Raw genomic sequence first — 25,051 nt, 5'->3', positions numbered from 1 at the left:
ATAGTGTGAGGCGACTGCCCGGCCTATTGCTGATGACGGGTGCTACGATTGTTGTTGTCGTGGCGCTGATCGTCAGTGGTTTACGATTAGCGATGCCGCAGCTCGATCGTTTTCGGCTGCAAATCATGGCGTGGGTTACGTCGACGACGGGCGTATCGGTTGACGCGCAACGCCTTACTGGCAGTTGGGCTTCTTTTGGGCCGACGCTTTCGATCGATGGCCTGACGAGCGAGTCGCCTGCTGCGCGCTGGCGGGCAGAGTGCATCACGCTCGCGCTGGATGTGTGGCAGTCATTGCTGCATGCGCGCTGGCAGTTTCGCGATCTGACGTTCCACCGCATGCACTTGACGCTGGATGCCACATTGACCGGGCAGCGCGCCGACGGTAGCCTGATCGAAACCGATCATCTCAGCACACTGTTCCTCCAGCAGTTCGATCATTTCGATCTGCGCGACAGCCGCCCCTCTTTCCTCACGCCTTCTGGCGATCGTGCGGAGCTCGCCATCCCACAATTGACCTGGTTGAACCGCAACAACCGACATCGTGCCGAAGGGCAAATCAGCCTGTCGAGTTTCAATGGGCAGCACGGCGTGGTGCAGGTACGCATGGATTTGCAGGCTATTCAGGGTCATCTGAATGACGGCACGGTGTACCTACAGGCTGACAATATTGATATGAAGCCTTGGATCAGCCGATGGCTAAAAAATAATACCGGGCTGGATAGCGCCAATTTCAATCTTGCAGCCTGGTTGCAGGTGCGCAGCGGAGCGCTGGTTGCCAGCGATGTCTTTTTGGTTCAGGGCTCGGCAGCCTGGAAAGAAGGAGACAACATCCATCGTCTGAGCGTAGACGAACTGGCACTGCATGCCACGCGGGAAGGCGAAGGCTGGCAGGTTGCCGTGCCTGTCTTGAATCTGGCTACGAACGGCGTTGCTTGGCCGAAAGGGAGTCTGGCGGCGAGCTGGATACCAGCGTCGTCGGCAGAACAACAAGATATGCTGCGTGTGCGTGCCAGTGAACTGAGCCTGGCACGTTTGCGTGATTTGCTGCCGCTGCTGTCCACGGTGACGCCCGAGCTTAAAACGCGCTGGGAGGCGCTGCAACCGGAAGGGCTTCTGACACAACTGGCCCTTGATATTCCCTTAAAACAACCGGAAAAAAGTCGTTTTCAAGCGGCATGGCGCGATCTGCGCTGGAAAGCGTGGGAATGGTTGCCGGGCGGCGAAAAGCTGGCTGGCACGCTGAGTGGCAGCGTCGAACGCGGGCGCGTCACCTTTGCGTTGCCGCAAAGTGTACTGCCCAGCGGTAATCAGTTCCGGGCACCGTTCGAGATTCAGCAGGCAAACGGTGCTGTAGATTGGATCAATGCCGCCGACGGCTGGGAAGTGTGGAGTAAAGGGCTGAATGTACAGGCACGTGCGCTACAGGATCAGGGCGATTTTCAATACCGTCATCCGGTGAATGGGCAGCCACGTCTGGATATTCTGGCGGGAATTCGGCTAGCCGATGCCTCTGAAGCCTGGCGTTACTTCCCAGAACCGCTGATGGGGGCGCAACTGGTGAACTACTTGACCCGTGCATTAAAAGGGGGGCACGTCGACAACGCCACGCTGATTTTTGCCGGTAACCCGTCGCATTTCCCCTTTGAGCATAACGAAGGTCAGTTTCAGGTGTGGGTGCCGCTACGCGCGGCTACTTTTGAATTTGAAGCAGGCTGGCCCGCGCTGTCACCGTTGGATATCGATCTCAATTTTGCCAACAACGGCCTGTGGATGTACGCGCCATCAACGCAGTTAGGGAATGTTGCCGGCAGAAATATTCTTGCCGCTATCCCTGACTACAGCAAAGAAAAGTTGCTGATCGATGGCGAACTTCAAGGGGAAGGGCCCGATGTCGGACACTATTTTGAACAAACGCCGCTCAAGGACAGCGTGGGGAGTGCGTTAAAGCAACTGCAAATTGGCGGTAACGTCAATGGTACGCTTCACCTCGATATTCCCCTGGCACACGGCGCAGTGGAGGCCAGTGGCGATATTCAACTCAGTAACAATAGCCTGTATATCAAACCGCTGAATAGCACGCTGAAACAGCTCAAAGGGCGCTTCCATTATCGCAATGGCACCCTGAACAGCGATGATATTGCGGCTAACTGGTTAGGGCAGCCCGTCACGTTCAGTTTCAACACCGAAGAGCAGGAAAAAGCTTTTCTGGTAAAGGTGGGTCTGAATGGTGAATGGGCACCGGCGCTGTTCCCCGGTCAGCCAAAAACATTGCAAACCGCACTGTCGGGAACCGCCACCTGGCGTAGCGATGTAACGGTGCATCTGCCCTATAAAGGTGTTGAGACCTATGAGGTCAGCGTCGATGCCGACCTGAAAAATGTAAGCACTAGCTTACCTGAGCCGCTCAATAAAGCACAGGGGACGACGGTGCCGCTCAAGATTGCCGCTAAAGGGGATCTCAAAGGGTTCACGCTTTCAGGCAGTCTGGGAAAAACGGCACAGTTTAACAGCCAGTGGTTATTGCGTGGCGATGTGCTGACGTTAGCGCGCGCAATCTGGCAGCAGGGGGAGCAAACGCCTCCCACGCTGCCGGAACAGTCTGAACTGGTGTTGGCTCTGCCCGCGCTGGATGCGGAGCGTTGGTTGGGATTACTGCCTGCCCTGCGTGGCGATACCGCCTTGCGCAAAGGGGCGCAAAGCAATCTCCATGTGCCGGAAAGCGTGACGCTGCGTACGCCCGCGCTGCAACTGCTCGGTCAGCAGTGGCATGACGTGGTACTCAATAGCCGCAATACGCCGCAGGGCAATGAAATTCACACTACCGGGCGTGAGATTGATGCTAACTTGACAGTCCCACAGAACGGCATGTGGCGCGCGGATATTCGCTATCTCTACTACAACCCGCAGTGGGAAGGGGATGAAGCAACCAACCCCGTGGCGCTGGCGGAGAAGAAATCACCGCTCAATGACCCCAGCATCCGCTTTGAAGACTGGCCCGCGTTGCAGCTTGCCTGCTGGGAATGCTGGATTGTCAGGCAGAACCTGGGCCGAATCACGGCGACACTGCAACCAGAAAAAGATAAGCTGACGCTCAGTGAGGGGGTGATCGATACCGGTAAAGCCAAGCTGACTGCCAGCGGCAGTTGGCAGGAGAATGCCAAAGGAGTTCGCACCGAACTCAAAGGGCGTTTGACGGGCGGTACGCTGGAACAAAATGCCGACTGGTTTGGTATTGATACGCCGCTGCGCGCAGCAACCTTTGATGTTGACTATGATCTCTATTGGCACGGTTCGCCGTGGGCACCACATCTGGCGAGCCTGAGCGGTATTTTGCACACGCGTATTGGCAAGGGCGATATTTGTCAATGCGGGTACTGGTCAAGCGGAACGCTTGCTGCGTCTGGTGAGCTTTGATGCGTTACTGCGCAAATTGCAGTTTGATTTTAGCGATACCTTTGGCAAGGGTTTCTATTTTGATTCCATCTGTAGCACGGCCTGGATTAAAGACGGTGTGTTGCATACCGACGATCTGCTGGTAGACGGATTGGAAGCCGATATCGCCATGAAGGGCAGTGTCGATCTGGCTAACCGCCAAATTGCCATGGAAGCGGTGATTGCACCGGAAATATCAGCCACGGTGGGTGCGGCTACCGCCTTTGTGGTCAACCCGGTGATTGGTGCTGCCGTGTTTGCGGCCAGCAAGGTGCTGGCACCGCTCTGGAACAAAATCTCGCTGATTCGCTACCAGATTCATGGCAGCCTGGATCAGCCTACGATTAAGGAAATCCTGCGCGAGCCGCAAAAAAATGCGGTGCAGGAGCGGCGTTAATACGCCAGCATAGTGATGGCCACGTGCCGTTTATTCATTGGTTTCATGTGAATTAAAGTGGAAAAAATATGAGTCTTTCGTTTGTCAGTGGACAGTTACTCACTGCTAACAACTTGAGCCAGCAAGACCTGTTCTCGGTGTTAGAGGTATTGAATGAACGTTGCCTGGATTATGCCGATCTCTATTTTCAATCCAGTTACCATGAATCCTGGGTGTTGGAAGACCGCATCATTAAAGATGGCTCTTACAATATCGATCAAGGGGTCGGTATTCGCGCGGTAAGCGGGGAAAAAACCGGGTTTGCCTATGCAGACCAAATCACGCTCAATGCGCTGCACCAAAGCGCCCAGGCCGCGCGTAGCATCGTGCGCGAGCAGGGCACTGGCCGCGTTCGCACGCTGGGGGAAAACGCTCATCGTGCGCTGTATCCGCAGCTCAATCCGCTGGACAGCCTGAGCCGTGAAGAGAAACTGGCACTGCTGCAACGCGCAGACAGTGTGGCGCGCACGGCCGATGCCCGCGTGCAGGAAGTGAGCGTCAGCCTGACCGGTGTCTATGAACACGTGTTGGTGGCGGCAACCGACGGCACGCTGGCAGCTGATGTGCGTCCGTTGGTGCGCCTGTCTATCAGCGTGCTGGTTGAGCAGGATGGTAAACGTGAACGCGGTGCCAGCGGCGGTGGCGCGCGCGTAGGTTACGACTACTTCTGGCAAGTGGTGTACGGAGAAGCTCGGGTGGAGGCCTGGGCGAAAGAAGCGGTGCGTATGGCGCTGGTCAACCTTTCCGCTGTTGCTGCGCCTGCGGGCACGATGCCGGTGGTACTGGGCGCGGGCTGGCCGGGTGTGCTGCTGCATGAAGCTGTCGGACACGGACTGGAAGGGGATTTTAACCGCCGTGGCACGTCGGTGTTCAGCGGGCAGATGGGCAAGCTGGTTGCCTCTGAACTGTGTACTGTGGTGGATGATGGTACGCTGGAAGGACGCCGCGGTTCGCTGGCGATGGATGACGAAGGCGTGGCCGGGCAATACAACGTGCTGATTGAGAACGGTGTGCTTAAAGGTTACATACAAGACAAGCTCAACGCGCGTTTGATGGGGGTGGCGCCGACCGGTAATGGTCGCCGCGAATCTTATGCCCATTTGCCGATGCCACGCATGACCAATACTTACATGTTGGCGGGTAAATCGACGCCGGAAGAGATTATTTCCAGCGTTGAATACGGTTTATATGCGCCTAACTTTGGCGGTGGCCAAGTAGATATCACCTCCGGCAAGTTCGTGTTCTCAACCTCCGAAGCCTATCTGATTGAAAATGGTAAAGTCACGACGCCGGTTAAAGGGGCAACCCTGATTGGCTCGGGTATCGAAGCCATGCAGCAGATATCCATGGTGGGTAACGATTTGGCATTTGATAAAGGCGTTGGCGTGTGTGGCAAAGAGGGCCAAAGCCTACCCGTTGGCGTTGGGCAGCCGACGCTGAAACTGGACAGCATGACGGTGAGCGGTACGGCGTAATTCTGCGCAATTGTCACCGCCATGTTATTGTAAAAATGCGTGGCGGTGGTTACTCAATTCCAGGGTGTGATGGGGTTGCTTCGACGATATCACAATTGCCGTTGCTGGCTATATTGACTCGTGCTTTCGCGTGTAAACAGGGATATTTTGAATCGGGGAAATGTTTTTGATAAACAGAATGATGATAAGCATCAAGGTTTTGAAATAAATGTATTTCTACAGAGATATTCCCCTTCTCATCTAAAGAAAAAGATGTCTTTTTACTCGGATTTCCGACAATTGGTATCTCCTTTGATCGTGCATTTATTTGCTGTATTATATCAATTGCTCCTATTTGAGATAATGCCACATTTAGCGATTTTTTCTGTTTTTCTGATATTGTATTCTCGAGGCTCGATAAATCTTCTATTTTGAATTGGGTCTTCTCGTCGTTGGCGTTATAAAAATAAATTGTACTTCTTGGTATATTTTTTAATTGGATAAAATAATTAGTGTCCTCGTCCTGGCTAAAACATCTTTCCGTGAACGTCTTGATATGGTCACTCAGGTTGATTGTTTCGCCCGCCGTAGAGATCTCACCCGTAGAAAACAGAGCGCCAATAGACAGATTGACGGTAAACGCGGTATCATTTATCGCTGTCGTCGTGTAGGTGAATGCATCTTTAAACGCGGGTGACGCCATGGCCTTTAACTGATTAAAGGCGTCTATTTTTATATTGGCATCATCATTATTGAATAGTTCAAACAACGCTTTTTTGGCATTTTCTTTATCAGTTCCACAAAACCAGTCTGCAATTCTATCCCACAATCTTTTTATTTCACTTGGATTTTTGGCATTTTTGATTTCTTTTTATTTCATTCAATGAAATCGTTCTTGGAAACAAACTCCCTGAGATACTACATACTGTTGTCATAAATGCCCCCTTGGTTAAATAAAGCACAGTGTAACAGCGTGAACGTGAAGATAATCTATACTGAACTTAATTTTCAGGTTAATACCGTAGTGTGAAAATAATTATTTTCACAACGTCTCTTCCCTATGGCTTTGATAAATCTGAGCAACGTTCTTAAAATACTCTGTCATATAGTTGATGCACAGTTGTACTTTGAGCGGCAAATTATCCTTGCGTGTATACAACGCGTAAACCGGGCGCGGATCGGAGTGATAGCGGCTGAACAGAATTTCCACTTCGCCGCGCGCAATCTCGTCGATGATCCACATCAATGGGATATAGGCGATGCCTGCGCCAGTTTTGAGCCAGCGTACCAGCGTCTGCGGATCGTTAGTGGCAAAACGACCCTGCGGTGCGATTTTGGTGGAAATGCCCTCTGGGGCGATCAGTTAGAATTCACTGTCTGCACGCACGGTGTACTCCAACCAGGAGAAACTTTCCACGTCTGACGGTTTTTCCGGAGTGCCGTGCTGGGTCAAATAACGTTTGGCGGCGCACACCACCATTGGCATAGAACCGAGACGTTTGGCAAACAGGCTGGAGTCCTGCAAGGCACCCACGCGGATAACGATATCCAACCCGTCTGCAATCAGGTCGGGGGCGGGAATGCCGGTGACCTGATTGACCGAGAGCCCTGGGTATTTTAGCAGCATCTCTGCTGTCATGGCCGCCAGCACATTTTGCGCCATGGTGGAGGAACTGCCAATGCGCAGTGTGCCGATCGGCGTGTTGTTAAAGGCGTAGAGCTGATCGTGCGCCTCATGCAGCATACGCCGACAGCCGTGGTAGTAGATCTTGCCGCCTTCTGTAAGCCCAATGCTGCGCGTGCTGCGATTGAGCAGCTTGATCTGTAGCTCTTCTTCCTGCCGGGTCACCGTTTGGCTGACGGCAGAAACGCTCATGTTCAATTGTCGGGCTGCGGCGGTAAACGAGCCACACTGCACTACACGCGCAAAGACCGACATGCTCTTTAGTCTTTCCATTATTCACTCTGGCTTAGAAGTGATTTAGATCACAAATAGTAGATGAAATGCAAATAAACATCCATAATACACCGCATTCGAACGAATAGGGCGGGAAGAATACCGGTGTGCTTCGTGCTACTTGTTTCCATCAGGTAACAGGCTGCGTTCGCTTCTACTAAACAACCTGCAATCTCTCTTGATCAGTGTAATGCCCTTCATGCCTTTTAGCATTGATGGCGAAAGGCCTGTGTCGTCGTTGGTAATGAACCCCCATGCCTGTGTCTACTGTGACACGGTCGGTATTGTTTATTCGTCAATTGAAATGAAAAGGAAAAGAGGATGAGTTCACTCCCGGTGATGGTGCTGTTTGGCCTGTCCTTCCCGCCCGTATTATTTGTGTTGCTGGTATCGCTGGTACTGTTTTTTGTGTTGAACCGTGTTTTACAGCCCACCGGCGTTTATGACGTGGTATGGCATCCGGCGCTGTTTAACACCGCTCTGTTTTGCTGCCTGTTTTATCTGATCTTTCGCTTCTCCCTTTGAGGTCACTGTGAAAACCCTTGCTATAAAATTTCCTGTTGTCTCGCTGATAACCAAAAAGCTGCTGCGCGTTTGGGCGTTCTATACCGAATCGCCGTGGACGCGAGATGCGAAGTTCAGCGCAGACGTTGTGGCGATCGCACCGGATGTCAGCGGGCTGCTGACAGAGGTATTGGTGCATGACAATCAGCAGGTGAAAAAGGGGGATGTGCTTTTTGTGGTCGATCCACCCCGTTTTCAGCAAGCACAGGCGGATGTGGACTACTACCTGGCGCTGGTCAATGAAAAGCGGCGTGAGTCTGGACGTCGCACACGCCTCGGCGTACAGGCTATGTCGCAGGAAGCGATCGATCAGTCTAGCAGCGCGTTGGAAACCGCGCAGCATCAGTTAGCCAAGGCGCAAGCGACGTTGGCGCTGGCGAAGTTGGATCTGGAACGTACCGTGATTCGCGCGCCAGCGGACGGTTGGGTGACCAACCTCAACGTGCAGCGTGGGGAATACATTACGCGCGGCGCGACCGCCGTGGCGCTGGTGAAAAAGGACTCGTTCTATCTGGTGGCCTATATGGAAGAGACCAAGCTGGCAAGCGTTCATGCTGGCGACAGGGTTGAGATCACGCCGCTGGGTAGTGATCGGCTGTTTTACGGTACGGTTGACAGCGTGGCGGCGGCGATCACCAACAGCAGCGCCAACATAGACAGTAAAGGACTGGCGGCGGTGGACGCCAATCTGGAATGGGTGCGGTTGGCACAGCGCGTGCTGGTAAGAATCCATCTGGATCAACAGCGAGATATTCCTTATCCGGCGGGCACCACGACCACCGTGGTGATCGCGCAGGCAGACACCCCGCAAAACAAGCAGCCTTCACCGTTGATTCGTTTGCTCTATCGGCTGCGTGAGTTTGGTTAAGACGAGCTCATGATGAAAATGCCTGCTTTTCCCCATTGGCGTTTTGCCTGCAAACTCAGCGTTGCCGTTGTGCTGTCACTGTTTCTCGGTTTCCACTTTCAGTTGGAAACGCTACGTTGGTCAGTGCTCACTGCGGCCATCGTCGCGGCTGGCCCTGCTTTTGCCGCCGGTGGCGATCCCTTTTCCGGGGCGATTCATCATCGCGGGATATTGCGTATTGTGGGCACCTTTATCGGCTGTGCCGGTGCGCTGGTGATTATCATCGCGACCATTCGTGCACCCGTGGTGATGTTGCTGCTGTGCTGCATATGGGTGGGGTTTTGCACCTGGGTGTCATCGCTGGTTAAGGTAGAAAACGCCTACGTATGGGGATTGGCGGGCTATACCGCATTAATTATCATAGTATCCACCCAGAGTGCGCCGCTGCTGACGCCGCAGTTCGCCGTTGAACGCTGTAGCGAAATTGTTTTGGGTATTGTTTGTGCCATTGTGGCCGATCTGCTGTTTACCCCACGTTCCATCAAACACCATATCGACAGCAGCCTGGAAGGGCTGCTGCTGGATCACTATCGCCTGTTGCAACTGTGTATTCGGGGTGCATCGCGTGAAGAGCTTGACGTTGCCTGGCATGGGCTGGTGCGTAAAAGCACCGCATTGGCTGGTATGGGCAATCCGCTGTTGCTGGAATCAGCGCGCTGGCAAAATAGCCATCGGCGCATTAAGGCGCTGCTGGCGCAATCATTTACTCTGATTACTCAGGCGTGTGAGACCTATTTGGTGCTACAGGATAAACCTGAGCCGCTCAGAACCAGTCTGGCATTGTTGATCAATGCGCCGGTAGCGTCGATGGCCGATGTGCGTAAACGGGTTAAGCAACTGCGCCACGCGATTGCAGCCGGTGAGCGCAAGACTGTGCCGCCGACGCTGATTGGCTGGGTGTGGACCGCAACGCGCTATCTGTTACTGGCTAAATGGATTCAGACCAACGCCCGTCTGACGCAGGTTGAGGGCGAACTGCTGCGTGATGAAGTGATGGTGAAAGCGGCGTCCGCTGAGCGCCATCATGCGATGATCAACGGCTGGCGCACCGGCGTGGCGACGGCTGTAGGGTGTTTATTTTGGCTTATCACCGGTTGGACCTCAGGTAGTGCCTGCATGGTGATGATTGCTGTGGTGACTGCGCTGGCGATGCGCCTGCCTAACCCAAAACGCATGGCGGTCGATTTCCTGGTCGGCACGGTCTATGCCTTGCCGTTGGGATCGCTGCTGTTCATGTTTGTATTGCCATCCACGCAGCAAAGCATGCTGCTGCTGTGCCTCAGTCTGGGCATTATGGCCTTCATCATCGGTATTGAGGTGCAAAAGCGGCGTATGGGATCGCTGGGGGCGCTGGCCAGCACCATCAATATTCTGGTGTTGGATAACCCGATGACGTTTAATCTCAGCCACTTTCTGGACAGCGCGATTGGGCAGGTTATCGGCTGCTTGCTGGCGTGGCTGGTTATCTTGTTGATTCGAGATAATTCACGTGCTCGTACTGGGCAGGCGCTACTTAACCGCTTTGTTTACAGTGCGGTATCGGCACTGACCACCAACCCAACCAAACGGCGTGAAAACCACTTACCTGCGCTCTATCAGCAGCTCTACCTGCTGCTGACCCTGTTTCCCAACGACATTGCCAAATACCGTCTGGCGTTGTCGCTGATTATTCTGCACCAACGTATGCGGAATCTGCCGTTGCCGATGGACAGTGAACTGTCGGCATTTCATCGTCGTCTTCGTCAGGCGGCAGAGCAGGTCAGTGACGCGCGACGAGAGATTTCCCGGCGTCACGCTTTTACCCAGTTGTTGACCATGTTGGATGAGTATCAGATTGCGCTATGCCAGCGTCAGATAGCACCGAAGATCGGTGCATCGGTTGGTGGCCGTATCACGGAGATACTGCACCGCTATCAGCATGCGTTGGTGGAGTAACGCCAAGGGCGACTCCACCACAGGGTGATTTACCTCTGGGGACTAGGCCTGATCTTCGGCCAGTTCGCGCAGATACTGGAAAATTTGACGGTAAGACTTGGGCGGCTTGTTAGCGGCTTTTTCTTTCTGCGCATTGCGCACCAGTGAGCGCAACTGCTGGCGGTCGGCGGCCGGGTAGAGCCCGAGGATATCCGGGATGGCATCATCCCCTTCCTCAATCAGTCTGTCGCGCAGTTGTTCCAGTTTGTGAAACAGAGCGACCTGATGGTTGTGACGGTTCTTCAGCTTATCCAGTGCGATTTGAATCGGTTCTGGATCGCGGGCACGCAGCATCTTACCGATCAGTTGCACCTGATGGCGGCGGCCTTCTTTTTTGATGCGTTGCGCCAGCTCAACCGCAGCACGCAGATCGTCATCCAGCGGGATGCGCTCCAGCGCATTTTTACCGAGCTCAATCAGCTCCACGCCAAGATCTTTCAGTGCTTTTGCATCGCGTTTGATTTCACTTTTACTGACCCAGATGATCTCATCGTCTTCATCATCTTCGGCGTGCGGGTCCGGTACGTCGTCCAGCCACTCTTCAGGGTGTTTGTTTACCATCTCTTTCCGTAACAGTTCGGGCATGTGACGCGGTTAACGCCATAAAAAAGACGCCGATCCTAACAGGTTTGGGCTTTTTGCGAAATTATCCTGATATCCTGTTAGACTCAAGCATACACCTTTAGGCGCAGAAGAGGGGCAAGGCAGACGCCATTTCCCGGCTTCTGAACGGCTTTTAACTCAGTATGGCAGAACGATGACAATAATCACTCAGGTTGCAGAACAGCGTAAAGCATTGGAGCAGGCAGTCGCACAGGCGTTGGAGCTGGCGCGCGCCGCTTCAGATGCGGCAGAGGTGGCCATTTCCAAAACCACAGGGATCAGCGTCAGCACGCGCTACGGCGAGGTTGAAAATGTGGAATTCAACAGCGATGGCGCGTTGGGAATTACCGTATACCACCAGCAGCGTAAAGGCAGTGCGTCATCGACCGACTTGAGCCAGGAGGCTATCGCCCGCACCGTGCAGGCTGCGCTGGATATTGCCCGTTATACTTCGCCCGATCCTTTTTCTGGCCCGGCAGAACAAGAACTGCTGGCATTTGACGCTCCCGATCTCGACCTGTTTCATCCTGCTGCCTTGGATGCGGAAAAGGGTATTGAGCTGGCTGCGCGCGCCGAGCAGGCGGCGCTGAAAGCCGATACGCGCATTACCAATACCGAAGGGGGCAGCTTTAACAGCCACTACGGTATCAAAGTGTTTGGCAACAGCCACGGCATGCTGCAAAGCTATTTGTCGAGCCGCCACTCTATGTCGAGCTGTGTGATTGCCGAAGTGAACGGCGATATGGAGCGCGATTACGCTTACACCGTAGGGCGCGCGCTGGACGATCTGCAAAGTCCGGAATGGGTCGGCGAAGAGTGCGCTCGCCGCACGCTCTCACGTTTATCACCGCGCAAGTTGCCGACCATGGAAGCACCAGTGATGTTTGCCGCCGAAGTGGCTACCGGCCTGTTCGGCCACTTGGTGGGGGCGATCAGCGGCGGCAACGTGTACCGTAAATCGACTTTCCTGCTCGATAAGCTGGGCCAACAGATCCTGCCGGACTGGCTCACCATCGAAGAGCTGCCGCATTTGCGTAAAGGGCTGGCGTCTACCCCGTTCGACAGTGAAGGGGTACGTACCGCGCAGCGTGACATCGTTAAAGACGGCGTGCTGCAAACCTGGCTGTTGACCAGCTATGCAGCGCGTAAACTTGGTATGAAGAGCACTGGCCATGCCGGCGGCATTCACAACTGGCGTATTGCGGGTCAGGGGCTTAATTTCCAACAGATGCTCAAGCAGATGGATAAAGGCCTGCTGGTGACCGAACTGATGGGGCAGGGTGTGAGTGCGGTCACGGGCGATTACTCGCGCGGTGCGTCAGGATTCTGGGTGGAAAATGGCGAGATTCAGTATCCGGTGAGTGAAATCACTATTGCCGGTAACCTGAAAACCATGCTGCGCGATATGGTGACGTTGGGGGATGATATTGAAACCCGCAGCAATATCCAGTGCGGTTCGGCTCTGCTGCCTGGCATGAAGATCGCCGGGATATAATCAGGCAACATGACTGCCCTGAAATCAGGGCAGTGGGCGCGTGCTTAGCGATGATATTCGCCAGCGGCCTCAGGCTGATAGAGCAATTCCAGCACTTCCACGCGAGTTTCCGTACCGTTATGCAACTGCCAGTTAATGGTATTCCCAACGCGCAGACCCAGCAGGGCTGCGCCGAGCGGCGCCATCACAGAAGTTAGGTTTCGTCATACTCCTCTCCAATAGGTTGGTAAAACATAACCCTTGATAAAACGCATAGCGGTAACAAACAACGTTACGTCATGGCAATAAGATCAAGGTTCATAGGGATATAAGCACGTGCTGCATATATGAAAAAACAATATCAAGAGAAAAAGTCTACCACATTTATAAAGCAACACCCCCGCGCCAGCGACGCGTGGGTGTTGCTAAAAATGAGAGATAACTTGTAACGAAGTTATGCCATAAGGTAGCGTTATTACCTATGGCATTGTCGATTTTTGGGATTATTGTCGCGTGTTATTCTTCATCAAACCCGGCTTCGAATAACTCAACCACCGCAGCCAGTGCGGCGGCCTCATCTGCGCCGCTGGCTTCCACTTCAATGTGTTTACCCTGGGCAGAATCCAGCATGATCATGGCGATCACGCTGCTGGCTTCCGCCTCAACGCCGCTTTCGTTACGCAGCATCACTTCGGCATCAAAGCTTTGCACCAGTTCAAACAGTTTCATCGCCGGGCGAGCGTGCATGCCTAGCTTATTCTTGACGATGACGGTGTGTTTGACGGTCATTATTTACGTTTTTCCAGCGTGCGGTGGCGGGACTGTACGTTTTTGCCGCGCGAGCGAAAATAGTCTGCCAGTTGCTCAGCCACATAGACGGAACGGTGTTTGCCGCCGGTACAGCCAATGGCTACCGTCAGGTAGCTGCGGTTGTTGGTTTCCAGCATTGGCAGCCACAGTTCCAGATAGCTGCGCGTCTGGTAAATAAAATTGTGCACTTCCGTATGGCGGTCGAGGAACGCGGCAACTGGCTTGTCCAGCCCGGTCATCGGACGCAATTTCGGGTCCCAGTGAGGGTTAGGTAGGAAGCGCACATCAAACACGTAATCCGCATCGATGGGAATGCCGTGCTTGTAACCAAAGGATTCGAACACCATGGTCAGCTCACGCTCGCGTTTGCCCAACAGCCGAGTACGCAGCATTTCCGCCAGTTCATGCACTGACATTTCAGAGGTATCGATGATCAGATCGGCACGAGAACGCAACGGTTCCAGCAGGTCGTTCTCTTCATCGATGGCGCTTTCCAGCGAAAGATTTTTGCTGGAAAGGGGGTGCAGACGGCGCGTGTCGCTGTAGCGGCGAATCAGCGTATTACGATCGGCATCCAGAAACAGCCGTTGCGGCGCAAAACTGGGCGGCAACTGATCCATGGCGTGCTCGAAGATTTCCGGCGATTCTGGCATGTTGCGCACGTCTATACTGACCGCTGCCGAGATATCACGTTGTGCCAGCGTGTTTGCCAGTTCCGGCAGCAACACCACGGGCAGGTTGTCCACGCAATAAAAGCCCATATCTTCCAGGGCGCGCAGGGCCACAGATTTTCCTGAACCTGAGCGACCACTGACAATCATCAGCACCATCCGACGACTCCCCTCCGGCTATAGCCTTCTTTTGTTACACCCTGACCGAGTGATTCATCTGTATGACGCACATCGTAGCGCGAATGTCTGAATGTCGCTCGCTTTCTACCGGGGATTAATCCCCTTCAATCATAATTTGGTAAAGCTCTTCGTCACTCTGTGCTGCCCGTAAACGCCGACACACACTTTTGTCAGCCAGAAGTTTGGCGACAAGCGACAGCGTATGTAGATGGGTTTTACATTGTTCTGCGGGAACCAGCAAGGCAAAAAGCAAGTCTACGCCTTGATTATCAATAGCATCAAAAGATATTGGCTGTTCAAGCTGGATAAAGACTCCGGTGGCGCCCAAGGCGTTATCATCATCGAGTTTTCCGTGGAGGATTGCGATACCGCCGCCAATACCGGTACTGCCCATTCTCTCGCGCGTCAGCAATGCCTCGAAGATCAGCGGAGTCGGAAGGTTTAGCTGTCTGGCTGCCCAATTCGCTGATGATTTCCAAAGCCCGTTTCTTGCTTTGGCAATGAACGGTGCTGCGGGTGCACTCTTGGCGTAATACCACGCTGAGTTGCAAAATGGGATCGTTATTCATGGTGTGTTCACTTAACGGCCCGCTCATCTCTTCACGCCTCTGACGTTGTGCCAGAGGCGTATTCCCTGCGCCCGGAGGCGGAGATGACGATCAGTGCTGTTTGAGTTTGTCCTTGTGTTTATTTAACTGACGCGCCAGTTTGTCGATCAACAGATCGATGGCGGCATAAATGTCTTCAGATTCGGATGTGGCATGGAGCTCACCGCCATTAACGAACAGAGTAGCATCGGCAATTCGCCCCACTTTCTCCACCTTGAGCACCACGTTGATCTGGTTGATGCGATCAAAGTATTGCTCCAGCTTGGCAAATTTTGTGTTAACGAATTCGCGTAATGCGGGTGTGATCTCGATGTGGTGTCCGGTGATATTCAGCTGCATAGCGTCTTCCTTCTCTGTAGAAATCAAACCAACTGCTTACGCTGGTTTGACGGCGGGATGGATAAAGACTCTCGGTACTTTGCGACGGTACGCCGCGCGACAATGATCCCCTGATCGGAGAGCAGCGTTGTCAACTTGCTATCGCTCAAGGGCTTGCCGGGGTTTTCCGCCGCGATCAATTTTTTCACCAGCGCCCGAATAGCAGTGGATGATGCCTCACCGCCGCTGTCGGTATTTACATGGCTGGAGAAGAAATATTTTAGTTCGAAAATGCCACGTGGGCTGTGAAGAAATTTCTGTGTTGTGACGCGTGAGATGGTGGATTCATGCATATCCACAGCCTGAGCGATATCCGCCAGCACCATGGGTTTAATAAACTCTTCACCTTTCTCAAAGAAATCCTGCTGTTGTTCCACAATGCAGCGCGTGACCTTAAGCAGCGTATCGTTGCGGCTCTCCAGACTTCTTATCAGCCAGCGCACCTCTTGCAGGTGGCTGCGGATAAACTGGCTGTCACTGTCGTTACGCGCGCTGTGGCCGAGCGCGGCATACTGCTGGTTGACTTGCAGGCGCGGCACGCTGTCGGTGTTGAGTTCCACCACCCAGCGGTCTTGATGCTTGCGCACCAGTACGTCGGGGATCACATACTCCGACTCGCCGGTATTGATCGATTGGCCCGGACGCGGGTCAAGTGACTGAATCAGTGCCAGCGCCTCTTTCAGCGCATCCTCTTTAATACGACTGGCGCGGATCAGCGTGCGAAAATCATGGTTGGCCAGCAAATCGAGGTATTCATTGACGATAAGCTTGGCTTCCGCCAGCCACGGGGTTTCGGGGGCAAACTGAGACATATGGATTTGCAAGCAATCGCGCAAATCACGCGCTGCCACGCCGACAGGGTCAAAACGTTGCACACGTTTTAACACCGCCTCCACTTCCTCAATCGTCACGTCATCGTCGCCGATGCTCTCGAGAATGTCTTCCAGCGGAACGGTCAGATAGCCGGTGGTGTCCACCGCATCGAAAATCGACGTAGCAATAGCCGCATCGGTATCGGAAAACGGCGTCAACTCTACCTGCCACATCAGGTAATCCTGCAAGGTTTGCGTAGTTTCGCCCTGATAGACAGGCAGCTCTTCGTCGCGGTAATAGGTGCCGGTTCCCGAGGGCGTGCCTGCGGAGTAGATTTCATCCCAGGTGGCGTCCAGCGGCAGTTCTTCCGGCATATCTTTTTGCTCAAGGGCGTCGCGCGTATCCAGTGATTCGCTGTCGCTCGTTTCCTGAGCATCGATTTCATCGTGGCTATCGGTTTGTTCAAGCAACTGGTTGCTTTCCAGCGCTTGTTGGATCTCTTGCTGGAGTTCAATCGTAGACAACTTCAGCAGACGGATCGCCTGCTGAAGTTGTGGCGTCATGGCCAGTTGTTGACTTAGCCTGAGTTGCAAACCTTGCTTCATAACTCGTGTCACTTTCCCTTAAATGGAACGCCCATTGCAAACGTTACAGTATCAAAGTCGGAAGCCTTCGCCCAGATAGACGCGTTTCACCTGCTCATCCTCCAGGATTTCGCTGGGTGAACCGTGGGAAATAAGCTGCCCCTGACTGACGATATAGGCGCGTTCGCACACATCCAACGTTTCACGCACGTTGTGATCGGTAATCAGCACGCCCAGGCCGCTGTCGCGCAGGTGCTCAATGATTTTTTTTATGTCGAGCACTGAAATCGGATCGACACCGGCAAAGGGTTCATCCAGCAAAATAAATTTGGGATTGGCCGCCAGTGCGCGAGCGATCTCTACGCGACGACGTTCGCCGCCAGACAAGGATTGTCCCAGACTATCGCGTAAATGAATAATATGGAATTCTTCCATTAACTCATTGGCGCGATCGTCCTGCTGCTCCGGCGTCAGGTCTTTGCGAATCTGCAAGACTGCCATCAGGTTGTCATAGACGCTCAAACGGCGAAAGATCGAGGCTTCCTGCGGCAAATAGCCGATGCCGCGGCGCGCGCGTTCGTGCAAAGGCAGCAAGCTTATCTCTTCATCATTAATCACGATCCGCCCTGAATCGCGCTGGACAATGCCGACAACCATATAAAATGTCGTGGTTTTTCCCGCACCATTCGGCCCGAGCAACCCGACGATTTCACCGGAGTTGACCGTTAAACTTACGTTTTCGACCACGCGACGTCCCTTGTAGGTCTTCGCCAGGTTTTCTGCGATTAATGTTGCCATAGGTTATTCAGTTGCCTGTGGTTGCTGCTTGTCTTTTTGAGACGAGGGAGCGGCGGCCTTGCCGTTCTTTTCCTGTAGCTGCGAGGGCACCAGCACAGTGGTTACTCGCCCGCCTTTATCACCCACCGCCTCCATCTGTTGCTGTTTCACCAGATAGGTGATGCGATCGCCTTTCACGTTGCTATCCAGTTGTTCCAGATACGCGTTACCCGTCAGCGTGATCCTATCCTGCGCCAGTTCATAGCGCACTTTCTGTGCGTGGCCTTTCACCGGCTTGCCATTGTCTTGCATCTGGTAAAAGGTGACCGGATTACCAAAGGCCTCAATCACTTCCTGGCCCTGCGATCCCTGTGGGCGCGTGACCACGACTTTATCGGCCTTCACATCAATGGTGCCTTGTTTGACCGTAACATTGCCGGTAAACGTGACGGTATTGCCCTGCATGTCCAATGACTGCTGCGCGGAATCAATGTGAATCGGCTGACTGGTGTCTCCTGTCACAGCAAGGGCAGGCAGACTTGCTGCTAACAGGGCGCTGGCAATGGCCGCATGACGCCAGGCATTATTGGTGTTGAATTTCATAAGAGGTTTTTACCTTTTCAATCAATTCGGCAGTTTTGTTACGCAAATTACCGCGCATTTTCATCCCATTCGAGAGGAAACTGGCTCCGTACAGTGTCACCTCATCATCGGAGGCGATGTCCTGTGTTACCAGGTTAACTTGCGCATTATCGGTTTTTATCTGCCGTAATTGTGAGTCATTGGTCAGACTGTTGACTTCCACATGCCCGTATAAGAACAACATTTTATCTTTGGTCAGCTTGGCGCGGTCAGCTTGCACCGACCAGGTGGCGATACCCTGTTCGTTAAACAGCGTAGCGACAGGCGCGGTAAACCAGGTGAGCTGTTCCGCGTTAAAATACTCCACTCTCTGCGCCACGAGTCGATAGTTCAGGCCACCCTGCGGGTTAAACACGCGCGTGGTGGTTTCATCGCTGGTGTAGGTCGGCACCGCATTATCCTTGGTTTCCGTTTGTGGCGCGCTGTCCTGATCCGTCAGGTTCCAGCCAATCAGAATCAATACAATGAGCGCCAATAGCGCGGTTAGCCAACGCTTCGTCTTATTCATAATAAAAACGTACTCATGGTCATCGCAAACTTATGCCGTGGCAAACTCATGTCGTAACAAACTTGTACCCCGACAAGCGGGCGGCGATAGCCCCCTTGCCGTGACGATATAGCCCTTTGGCGTCGTCCAGCTTACCCTGTGCCAGCAGGATAAGGTCGCACAGTTCGCGTACCGCACCGCGCCCACCAGCAATTTTGGTCACGTAGTCTGCCTTGGGCAGCAGCAGAGGGTGTGCATCTGCCACGGCGACGCTAAGGCCTATCTGTTCTGTGCCATCACCGGCCAGTCAATCAAATCGTCACCAATATAGGCAACCTGATCGGCGTTAAGCGACAGTGTATCTAACAGTTCACGGAAGGCCAAAACCTTATCTGACGTCCCTGATAAAGATGGGTGATACCCAGCGTGCGACAGCGGTCTTCCACCAGCGGCGCAGAGCGCCCGGTAATGATGGCGACTTCAATGCCGGACGTTAGCAGACAGCGAATACCATAACCATCGCGTACGTTAAACGCCTTCAGTTCTTCCCCTTGATTGCCCATGTAGATAAGGCCGTCGGAGAGCACGCCGTCAACATCGCAAATCAGCAATTTGATGGCTTGCGCCTTTTCCAATACCCGATCCGCGACGGGGCCGTAGCAGGTGGCGGTTTGCGCTTGGGGGTTATTCATAAACACATATCCTTGATGTCACCCTTCTTTCTTTAGGGAGCGCCAGAAAGACGATCCCGTTGACTATCACACCACGCCAGCGCTCAGCATATCATGCATATGAACGATACCGACCAGTCGATCGGATTGTGCCACCAGCAGCGACGTAATATGGCGCGACGACTGCATCAGATTCAGCGCATCCACCGCCAACGTATTGGGGGTGACCCGAATGCCGCCTGCGGTCATCAGATCGGCGATACGCGCATCATTGGGGTTGATCTGCATATCGAAGATGCGGCGCAGGTCACCGTCGGTGAAGATGCCTTCGATCATCATGTCCGGCGTGCAAATCACGGTCATACCGAAACTCTTGCGGGTGATCTCCACCAGCGCATCACGCAACGACGCGTCTCGGGTAACGTGGGGTATCTCGTCTCCGGTATGCATGATATCCGCAACGCGCAGCAGAAGTTTGCGGCCCAGTGCGCCGCCGGGGTGAGAAAGGGCAAAATCTTCTGCGGTGAAACCCCGCGCCTGTAACAAGGCAACGGCAAGCGCATCGCCCATCACCAGTGTGGCCGTGGTGCTGGAAGTGGGAGCGAGCCCCAACGGACAGGCTTCCTGTGGCACATGGACACAGAGATGAATATCAGAGGTTTTACCCATGGTGCTTTCCGGGTTGCTGGTGATGCAAATCAGAAATACGCCCAGACGTTTGAGCACCGGGATCAGTGCCAGAATTTCATTGGACTCACCCGAGTTGGATATGGCGATCACGATATCTTGTGCGGTGATCATGCCGAGGTCACCGTGGCTGGCCTCGCCGGGATGGACAAAAAACGAGGGGGTGCCGGTGCTGGCGAAGGTCGCCGCCATCTTGCACCCGATGTGCCCGGATTTCCCCATTCCCATTACCACCACTTTGCCCTGGCAATGGAACATGGTGCGACAAGCGCGGGTGAAGTTGTCATCGATATACTGGTCCAGATGGGCCAACCCGTCGCGTTCGATGGCGAGCACGTGTCGGCCCGCATGTTGAAAATCGAAATCGGGCTGTTGTTCAACGTTGGACATAACGGTTAATCCTGACTATTTGAGTTTTCCAAGAAAACTGGTCGTGCGCCGCTAATACAGCAAAAACAGCGTCGCAAAGTAAGCAATAAACATACACAGTAATAGCGCGCCAGTACCTTGTCCGATAGAGCGCTTTTTGCGCAGACAGAGCAGCGTCAGCAGCAGGCTCGCTCCCAGCATCACGCCGTAATCGCGTTGAAATGCCAGTGGGTTCACCGCACCGGGTGACAGCAGCGCCGGAACACCAAGCACGATAACCAGATTGAAGACGTTCGACCCAATCAGGTTACCCAGCGCGATATCATCCTCTTTTTTCAGCGTGCCGACGATGGCGGTAGCCTGTTCCGGCAGGCTGGTGCCAATCGCCAGCACTGTCAGCCCGATGGTCAACTCATCAAAGGCGAAATGACGTGTAATCACCGTTGCATTGTCAATCACGATACGCGCCGCCATCGGCAGAATAATCAATCCCAGCAGCAACCAGAGGACGGCAACCGTCTGGTTACCGTTAGCCCGTGCCAGCGGTAGTTCCGCCAATTGTTCAAGTGTCAGGCTGTCACTGCCGTTCTGTTGTGCCTGACGCGCCATGCGTAGCATTAGCACGATCCAGGCACCCGCCGCCGCGAGCAGCATGACGCCATCAATCCGACTGAGATAGCCATTGTAAAGCACACCGCCCGCTGAACAGCGTGATCAACAGCATGGGGAGCAGTTCACGCCGCAGCAGATCGGAGCGAAAGGTCAAGGGGCGAATCAGGGCAGCACTGCCGAGGATTAGCATGATATTGGCGATATTCGAACCCAATACGTTACCGGCCGCCATGTCCATTTGCTGGTTCAGACCCGCTGTTACCGACACCGCCAATTCTGGCAGTGACGTGCCGATGCCAACAATCATCACGCCGATAATCAAAGGAGAAACACCCCACACACGGGCAAGAACGGCTGCGCCATAAACCAAACGGTCAGCACCATAAACCAAGATAAACAGGCCAATAACCAGCAGAACTATCGCAGAAAGCATGCAGCGTCCTTTATTCGGGTATAATCACCGGCTCATAAGGCAATGAAGCGGTGCGCGGACGAATGTCGAGCAAAAATTGCGTTGCATCGTAGAGGGGTAATTTTGACTGTCTGGGCAGAAAAAGTAAAACCTATGGCAGCCAGAACCCGCCCTTTTCGGTAAGAATTGTCGGTAATATTTTGTAAAACTCGGGCTTTGCCTAAAACCTGCCGTTAAGCTTGATAGGAAATGTAACGGTTGTTGCACGTCATGGACGTATAACAGCGACGATCGTCAAGGGGAGTGAGTGAAGGAAAAGATCGCATGAACCAAGATGCTACTCATCTGGTTGAAATTAGTGGGCTCAATTTTTCGCGTGGCGAGCGGCCCATTTTCACCGATGTTTCGTTAACCGTACCCAAAGGGAAAGTCACCGCTATCATGGGGCCCTCCGGTATCGGTAAAACCACATTGCTGCGCCTGATTGGCGGTCAGCTTCAACCGGACAGCGGCGAGATCTGGTTTGACGGAGAGAATATACCAACGCTCTCCCGTTCCCGATTGTATGACGTGCGTAAGAAGATGAGCATGTTGTTCCAATCTGGCGCGTTGTTCACCGATCTTACGGTGTTTGAGAACGTGGCCTGGCCACTGCGGGAACACACCCAACTGCCCGAAACGCTGTTACGCAGCACGGTGCTGATGAAACTGGAAGCTGTCGGGTTACGCGGTGCGACTAATCTGATGCCTTCAGAGCTTTCTGGAGGGATGGCTCGCCGTGCCGCACTGGCCCGTGCCATCGCGCTCGATCCACAGATGATCATGTTCGACGAACCCTTTGTCGGTCAGGATCCGATCACCATGGGCGTGTTGGTTAAGCTTATTGATGAACTGAACCATGCGCTGGGTATCACCTGCGTTGTGGTCTCCCATGACGTGCCGGAAGTGCTGAGCATCGCGGATTATGCCTACATCGTGGCGGATCAGCATATCGTTGCGCACGGCTCGGTGGAGGCGCTGCGTGCGAATACCGATCCTCGGGTACGGCAATTTATTGACGGCATTGCCGATGGTCCCGTGCCATTTCGCTTTCCTGCTGGTGACTACAAAACCAGCCTGTTAGGCTCCGGGAGTTAATCAATTCATGCTACGAGAAGCATTGGCGTCGTTGGGACGTCAGGGAATCCTGTCCTGTGCTGCCTTTGGTCGTGCCGGGTTCATGTTGTTTAATGCGCTGGTGGGCCGTCCCGAATTGCGCAAGCAAGGCCCGCTGTTGCTCAAGCAACTGCACAGCGTTGGGGTTCAGTCACTGTTGATCATCCTGGTGTCTGGTCTCTTTATCGGTATGGTGTTGGGGCTGCAAGGGTATATCGTGCTGACCACCTACAGCGCCGAGGCCAGTTTGGGCATGATGGTGGCGCTATCTTTGCTGCGCGAACTGGGGCCGGTGGTCACCGCGCTGTTGTTTGCTGGCCGCGCTGGCTCGGCCATGACGGCGGAAATCGGCCTGATGAAAGCCACCGAACAGCTCTCCAGTATGGAGATGATGGCGGTAGACCCGTTGCGGCGCGTGGTGGCCCCCCGTTTCTGGGCGGGACTTATCAGCATGCCGATGTTGACGATCATCTTCGTGGCGGTCGGCATCTGGGGCGGCGCGTTGGTTGTGGTGAGTTGGAAGGGCATCGATGATGGCTTCTTTTGGTCAGCGATGCATGGCGCCGTCGAGTGGCGCAAGGATCTGCTGAACTGTGTGATCAAAAGTGTGGTATTTGCGATTACCGTGACCTGGATTGCGTTGTTCAATGGCTATGATGCGATCCCAACCTCTGAGGGGATCAGTCGGGCGACGACGCGCACGGTAGTGCATTCGTCATTGGCGGTATTGGGATTGGATTTTGTGCTGACAGCACTGATGTTTGGGAACTGAGTCGATGCAAACAAAGCGAAGTGAAATCTGGGTTGGCGTATTCCTGTTGATCGCCCTGGGCGCCATTATTTTTCTCTGTTTGAAAGTCGCCGACGTGAAGTCTATCGGCAGCGAACAGACCTACCGGTTGTACGCCACGTTTGACAATATCGGCGGCCTGAAAGCGCGTTCTCCGATAAAAGTCGGTGGCGTGGTGATTGGTCGCGTTGCTGATATTTCGTTGGATACCAAAACCTATTTGCCGCGCGTTGCCATGGATATCCAACGCCGGTACGACCATATTCCTGACACCAGTTCGCTGGCGATCCGCACCTCCGGGCTGTTGGGCGAACAGTATCTGGCGCTGAATATCGGCTTCGAAGATGAAGAAATGGGCACCAAGATCCTCGCCGATGGCGGTGTGATTCAGGACACCAAATCTGCCATGGTGCTGGAAGACTTAATCGGACAATTCCTCTATAAGAGCGGGGGAGATAGCGCCGACAATACGGGAAAAACGGAATCTGTGCCGCAAAACGAACCGGCATTGACGCCAGCGCCGTCTGCTCCTGCGCCGGGCGCAGCACAATAATCAAGAGGACATCTGCATGTTAAAACGTTTACTGATGGTGGCACTGCTGGTCGTGGCACCTCTCGCCAGCGCGGCGGATCAAACCAATCCTTATCGTTTGATGAACGATGCGGCGGAGAAGACCTTTACGCGTCTGAAAACGGAACAACCACGCATCAAGCAGGATCCGAACTACTTGCGTCAAATCGTGCAAGAAGAGCTGCTGCCGTATGTTCAGATTCGCTATGCAGGGGCGCTGGTGCTGGGCCGCTACTACAAAGAAGCGACGCCGGCGCAGCGTGATGCCTATTTCAAGGCGTTCGAAGCCTATTTAGCGCAAGCCTACGGTCAGGCGCTGGCGCTGTATCATGGACAGAACTACCAGATTGCGCCGGAACAGCCGCTGGGCCGCGCTGATATCATTCCTATCCGTGTGACCATTATCGATAACGGTAGACGCCCACCGGTGCGTTTGGATTTTCAATGGCGTAAAAACAGCCAGACCGGTAACTGGCAGGCTTACGACATGATTGCTGAAGGGGTGAGCATGATCACCGCCAAGCAAAACGAATGGGCAGCTATTTTGCGTCAACAGGGTGTTGATGGGTTAACCAAGCAGTTGGAAGCTTCCGCTAGTCAGCCGATTACGCTGGAGCAGAAGAATGGCTGAGGCACTGCGCTGGACGTCGCAAGACTCGACGCTGGCGCTGTCCGGCGATTTGGATCGCGATTCACTGCTGCCGTTTTGGCAGCAGCGTGAGACCTTATTGAAGGGCAAGCAGGCGCTGGATATCACTGCGCTGAAGCGAGTGGATTCCGCCGGGTTGGCGCTGTTGGTGCATCTCTATCAACAGCAGATCCGTTCAACGCCATCCTTCGTTATTTCTGGTGCCAGTGAGCGGGTAAAAACGCTGATTGCGCTGTATAACCTCAACGATATTATCCCTGTCGTTTGATTTTTTTCTTTACCTTTCCCGCGTATAGATGAAAACAGCCCTCTTAGCTTACGCCAAGAGGGATTTCTTTATTTAAGAAAACGGCGTATTAATCTAAGATACACGGCTGATAAT

At 53.8% G+C, this 25,051-nt stretch carries 20 protein-coding genes and 6 pseudogenes; 11 read left to right on the top strand and 15 right to left on the bottom strand.

Annotated elements, in window-relative coordinates; all coding sequences use genetic code 11:
• Positions 1-5 precede the first annotated feature (5 nt).
• A pseudogene (gene yhdP / locus JZM30_RS15885) lies at positions 6-3,831 on the top strand (AsmA2 domain-containing protein YhdP).
• Positions 3,832-3,899: 68 nt separating this feature from the next.
• On the top strand, positions 3,900-5,345 hold the full coding sequence (gene tldD, locus JZM30_RS15880) for a metalloprotease TldD (RefSeq protein WP_252319840.1): 1,446 nt from the start codon (positions 3,900-3,902) through the stop codon (positions 5,343-5,345).
• A 49-nt stretch (positions 5,346-5,394) separates the two neighbouring features.
• Here tldD and JZM30_RS15875 read toward each other — a convergent pair whose 3' ends face one another.
• The gene (locus tag JZM30_RS15875) at positions 5,395-6,153 is read right to left on the bottom strand and encodes a hypothetical protein (protein WP_252319838.1); all 759 of its coding nucleotides are present in this window, start codon (positions 6,151-6,153) and stop codon (positions 5,395-5,397) included.
• A 213-nt stretch (positions 6,154-6,366) separates the two neighbouring features.
• A pseudogene (gene aaeR / locus JZM30_RS15870) lies at positions 6,367-7,281 on the bottom strand (HTH-type transcriptional activator AaeR).
• Positions 7,282-7,602: 321 nt separating this feature from the next.
• Between aaeR and aaeX the strand changes: the two are divergent.
• From aaeX to aaeB, 3 genes are read left to right on the top strand one after another with little or no spacing between them, the layout of a single operon-like run.
• Positions 7,603-7,806, top strand: coding sequence for a p-hydroxybenzoic acid efflux pump operon protein AaeX (aaeX, locus tag JZM30_RS15865; protein WP_252319836.1), 204 nt, complete (start codon positions 7,603-7,605; stop codon positions 7,804-7,806).
• A 7-nt stretch (positions 7,807-7,813) separates the two neighbouring features.
• The gene (gene aaeA / locus JZM30_RS15860; protein WP_252319834.1) at positions 7,814-8,713 is read left to right on the top strand and encodes a p-hydroxybenzoic acid efflux pump subunit AaeA; all 900 of its coding nucleotides are present in this window, start codon (positions 7,814-7,816) and stop codon (positions 8,711-8,713) included.
• Positions 8,714-8,725: 12 nt separating this feature from the next.
• Positions 8,726-10,687, top strand: a complete 1,962-nt coding sequence (aaeB, locus tag JZM30_RS15855) for a p-hydroxybenzoic acid efflux pump subunit AaeB (RefSeq protein WP_252320583.1) — start codon at positions 8,726-8,728, stop codon at positions 10,685-10,687.
• Between the two features lie 42 nt (positions 10,688-10,729).
• Here the strand turns inward: aaeB and yjgA are convergent, their stop codons facing one another.
• Complete coding sequence (gene yjgA / locus JZM30_RS15850) at positions 10,730-11,287, bottom strand: ribosome biogenesis factor YjgA (protein ID WP_252319832.1); 558 nt, start codon at positions 11,285-11,287, stop codon at positions 10,730-10,732.
• Positions 11,288-11,483: 196 nt separating this feature from the next.
• On the opposite strand from yjgA, the gene pmbA reads away from it, so the two are divergent.
• Positions 11,484-12,824, top strand: a complete 1,341-nt coding sequence (gene pmbA, locus JZM30_RS15845; protein WP_252319830.1) for a metalloprotease PmbA — start codon at positions 11,484-11,486, stop codon at positions 12,822-12,824.
• Between the two features lie 44 nt (positions 12,825-12,868).
• Here the strand turns inward: pmbA and JZM30_RS15840 are convergent.
• The 12 genes and pseudogenes from JZM30_RS15840 to JZM30_RS15785 all read right to left on the bottom strand — a co-directional run.
• Positions 12,869-13,015: pseudogene (locus JZM30_RS15840) on the bottom strand (GreA/GreB family elongation factor); the annotation flags it as partial.
• Between the two features lie 304 nt (positions 13,016-13,319).
• Positions 13,320-13,592, bottom strand: a complete 273-nt coding sequence (npr, locus tag JZM30_RS15835) for a PTS phosphocarrier protein NPr (protein ID WP_252319828.1) — start codon at positions 13,590-13,592, stop codon at positions 13,320-13,322.
• Positions 13,592-14,443 (bottom strand): RNase adapter RapZ, encoded by an 852-nt coding sequence (gene rapZ / locus JZM30_RS15830; protein WP_252319826.1) that lies wholly within the window; start codon positions 14,441-14,443, stop codon positions 13,592-13,594. The genes npr and rapZ overlap by 1 nt, the downstream gene beginning before the upstream one ends.
• Positions 14,444-14,558: 115 nt before the next feature.
• Positions 14,559-15,033, bottom strand: a pseudogene (gene ptsN, locus JZM30_RS15825) (PTS IIA-like nitrogen regulatory protein PtsN).
• 90 nt (positions 15,034-15,123) lie between these two features.
• The gene (hpf, locus tag JZM30_RS15820) at positions 15,124-15,411 is read right to left on the bottom strand and encodes a ribosome hibernation promoting factor (RefSeq protein WP_252319824.1); all 288 of its coding nucleotides are present in this window, start codon (positions 15,409-15,411) and stop codon (positions 15,124-15,126) included.
• Between the two features lie 23 nt (positions 15,412-15,434).
• Entirely contained in the window at positions 15,435-16,868 is a 1,434-nt protein-coding gene (gene rpoN / locus JZM30_RS15815) for an RNA polymerase factor sigma-54 (protein ID WP_252319822.1), read from the bottom strand.
• A 51-nt stretch (positions 16,869-16,919) separates the two neighbouring features.
• Positions 16,920-17,645, bottom strand: a complete 726-nt coding sequence (gene lptB / locus JZM30_RS15810) for an LPS export ABC transporter ATP-binding protein (protein ID WP_252319820.1) — start codon at positions 17,643-17,645, stop codon at positions 16,920-16,922.
• A 3-nt stretch (positions 17,646-17,648) separates the two neighbouring features.
• Entirely contained in the window at positions 17,649-18,227 is a 579-nt protein-coding gene (gene lptA / locus JZM30_RS15805) for a lipopolysaccharide ABC transporter substrate-binding protein LptA (RefSeq protein WP_252319818.1), read from the bottom strand.
• Positions 18,208-18,774: an LPS export ABC transporter periplasmic protein LptC gene (gene lptC / locus JZM30_RS15800; protein ID WP_252319816.1), complete on the bottom strand. Its 567-nt coding sequence runs from the start codon at positions 18,772-18,774 to the stop codon at positions 18,208-18,210. The genes lptA and lptC overlap by 20 nt, the downstream gene beginning before the upstream one ends.
• A 46-nt stretch (positions 18,775-18,820) precedes the next feature.
• Positions 18,821-19,445 (bottom strand): annotated as a pseudogene (gene kdsC, locus JZM30_RS15795) (3-deoxy-manno-octulosonate-8-phosphatase KdsC).
• A gap of 66 nt (positions 19,446-19,511) precedes the next feature.
• A complete protein-coding gene (gene kdsD / locus JZM30_RS15790; protein WP_252319814.1) occupies positions 19,512-20,501 on the bottom strand; it encodes an arabinose-5-phosphate isomerase KdsD in 990 nt (329 codons plus the stop codon).
• Positions 20,502-20,552: 51 nt separating this feature from the next.
• Positions 20,553-21,525: pseudogene (locus tag JZM30_RS15785) on the bottom strand (calcium/sodium antiporter).
• Between the two features lie 303 nt (positions 21,526-21,828).
• Here JZM30_RS15785 and mlaF point away from each other — a divergent pair.
• Genes mlaF through mlaB form a run of 5 tightly spaced genes read left to right on the top strand, consistent with a single transcriptional unit; the run spans position 21,829 to position 24,937 of the window.
• Positions 21,829-22,641: a phospholipid ABC transporter ATP-binding protein MlaF gene (gene mlaF, locus JZM30_RS15780; protein ID WP_252319812.1), complete on the top strand. Its 813-nt coding sequence runs from the start codon at positions 21,829-21,831 to the stop codon at positions 22,639-22,641.
• A 7-nt stretch (positions 22,642-22,648) separates the two neighbouring features.
• A complete protein-coding gene (gene mlaE / locus JZM30_RS15775) occupies positions 22,649-23,431 on the top strand; it encodes a lipid asymmetry maintenance ABC transporter permease subunit MlaE (protein WP_252319810.1) in 783 nt (260 codons plus the stop codon).
• Between the two features lie 4 nt (positions 23,432-23,435).
• Complete coding sequence (gene mlaD, locus JZM30_RS15770) at positions 23,436-24,002, top strand: outer membrane lipid asymmetry maintenance protein MlaD (RefSeq protein ID WP_252319808.1); 567 nt, start codon at positions 23,436-23,438, stop codon at positions 24,000-24,002.
• Between the two features lie 16 nt (positions 24,003-24,018).
• On the top strand, positions 24,019-24,651 hold the full coding sequence (gene mlaC / locus JZM30_RS15765) for a phospholipid-binding protein MlaC (protein WP_252319806.1): 633 nt from the start codon (positions 24,019-24,021) through the stop codon (positions 24,649-24,651).
• The gene (gene mlaB / locus JZM30_RS15760; RefSeq protein ID WP_252319804.1) at positions 24,644-24,937 is read left to right on the top strand and encodes a lipid asymmetry maintenance protein MlaB; all 294 of its coding nucleotides are present in this window, start codon (positions 24,644-24,646) and stop codon (positions 24,935-24,937) included. The genes mlaC and mlaB overlap by 8 nt, the downstream gene beginning before the upstream one ends.
• Positions 24,938-25,051: the final 114 nt, after the last annotated feature.

Source organism: Candidatus Symbiopectobacterium endolongispinus, assembly GCF_018777385.1.
GTDB classification, from domain to species: Bacteria; Pseudomonadota; Gammaproteobacteria; order Enterobacterales; family Enterobacteriaceae; genus Symbiopectobacterium; species Symbiopectobacterium endolongispinus.
This window is presented reverse-complemented; position numbering and strand designations above follow the sequence as displayed.

Bases quoted from the DNA above. Each gene is read 5' to 3' on its own strand.
- tldD (WP_252319840.1), top strand. From the start codon at position 3,900: ATGAGTCTTTCGTTTGTCAGTGGACAGTTACTCACTGCTAACAACTTG.
- aaeB (WP_252320583.1), top strand. From the start codon at position 8,726: ATGAAAATGCCTGCTTTTCCCCATTGGCGTTTTGCCTGCAAACTCAGC.
- rpoN (WP_252319822.1), bottom strand. From the start codon at position 16,868: ATGAAGCAAGGTTTGCAACTCAGGCTAAGTCAACAACTGGCCATGACG.
- npr (WP_252319828.1), bottom strand. From the start codon at position 13,592: ATGACCGTCAAACACACCGTCATCGTCAAGAATAAGCTAGGCATGCAC.
- lptC (WP_252319816.1), bottom strand. From the start codon at position 18,774: ATGAATAAGACGAAGCGTTGGCTAACCGCGCTATTGGCGCTCATTGTA.
- yjgA (WP_252319832.1), bottom strand. From the start codon at position 11,287: ATGGTAAACAAACACCCTGAAGAGTGGCTGGACGACGTACCGGACCCG.
- pmbA (WP_252319830.1), top strand. From the start codon at position 11,484: ATGACAATAATCACTCAGGTTGCAGAACAGCGTAAAGCATTGGAGCAG.
- lptA (WP_252319818.1), bottom strand. From the start codon at position 18,227: ATGAAATTCAACACCAATAATGCCTGGCGTCATGCGGCCATTGCCAGC.
- mlaF (WP_252319812.1), top strand. From the start codon at position 21,829: ATGAACCAAGATGCTACTCATCTGGTTGAAATTAGTGGGCTCAATTTT.
- mlaB (WP_252319804.1), top strand. From the start codon at position 24,644: ATGGCTGAGGCACTGCGCTGGACGTCGCAAGACTCGACGCTGGCGCTG.
- aaeX (WP_252319836.1), top strand. From the start codon at position 7,603: ATGAGTTCACTCCCGGTGATGGTGCTGTTTGGCCTGTCCTTCCCGCCC.
- mlaC (WP_252319806.1), top strand. From the start codon at position 24,019: ATGTTAAAACGTTTACTGATGGTGGCACTGCTGGTCGTGGCACCTCTC.
- rapZ (WP_252319826.1), bottom strand. From the start codon at position 14,443: ATGGTGCTGATGATTGTCAGTGGTCGCTCAGGTTCAGGAAAATCTGTG.
- mlaE (WP_252319810.1), top strand. From the start codon at position 22,649: ATGCTACGAGAAGCATTGGCGTCGTTGGGACGTCAGGGAATCCTGTCC.
- mlaD (WP_252319808.1), top strand. From the start codon at position 23,436: ATGCAAACAAAGCGAAGTGAAATCTGGGTTGGCGTATTCCTGTTGATC.
- lptB (WP_252319820.1), bottom strand. From the start codon at position 17,645: ATGGCAACATTAATCGCAGAAAACCTGGCGAAGACCTACAAGGGACGT.
- kdsD (WP_252319814.1), bottom strand. From the start codon at position 20,501: ATGTCCAACGTTGAACAACAGCCCGATTTCGATTTTCAACATGCGGGC.
- hpf (WP_252319824.1), bottom strand. From the start codon at position 15,411: ATGCAGCTGAATATCACCGGACACCACATCGAGATCACACCCGCATTA.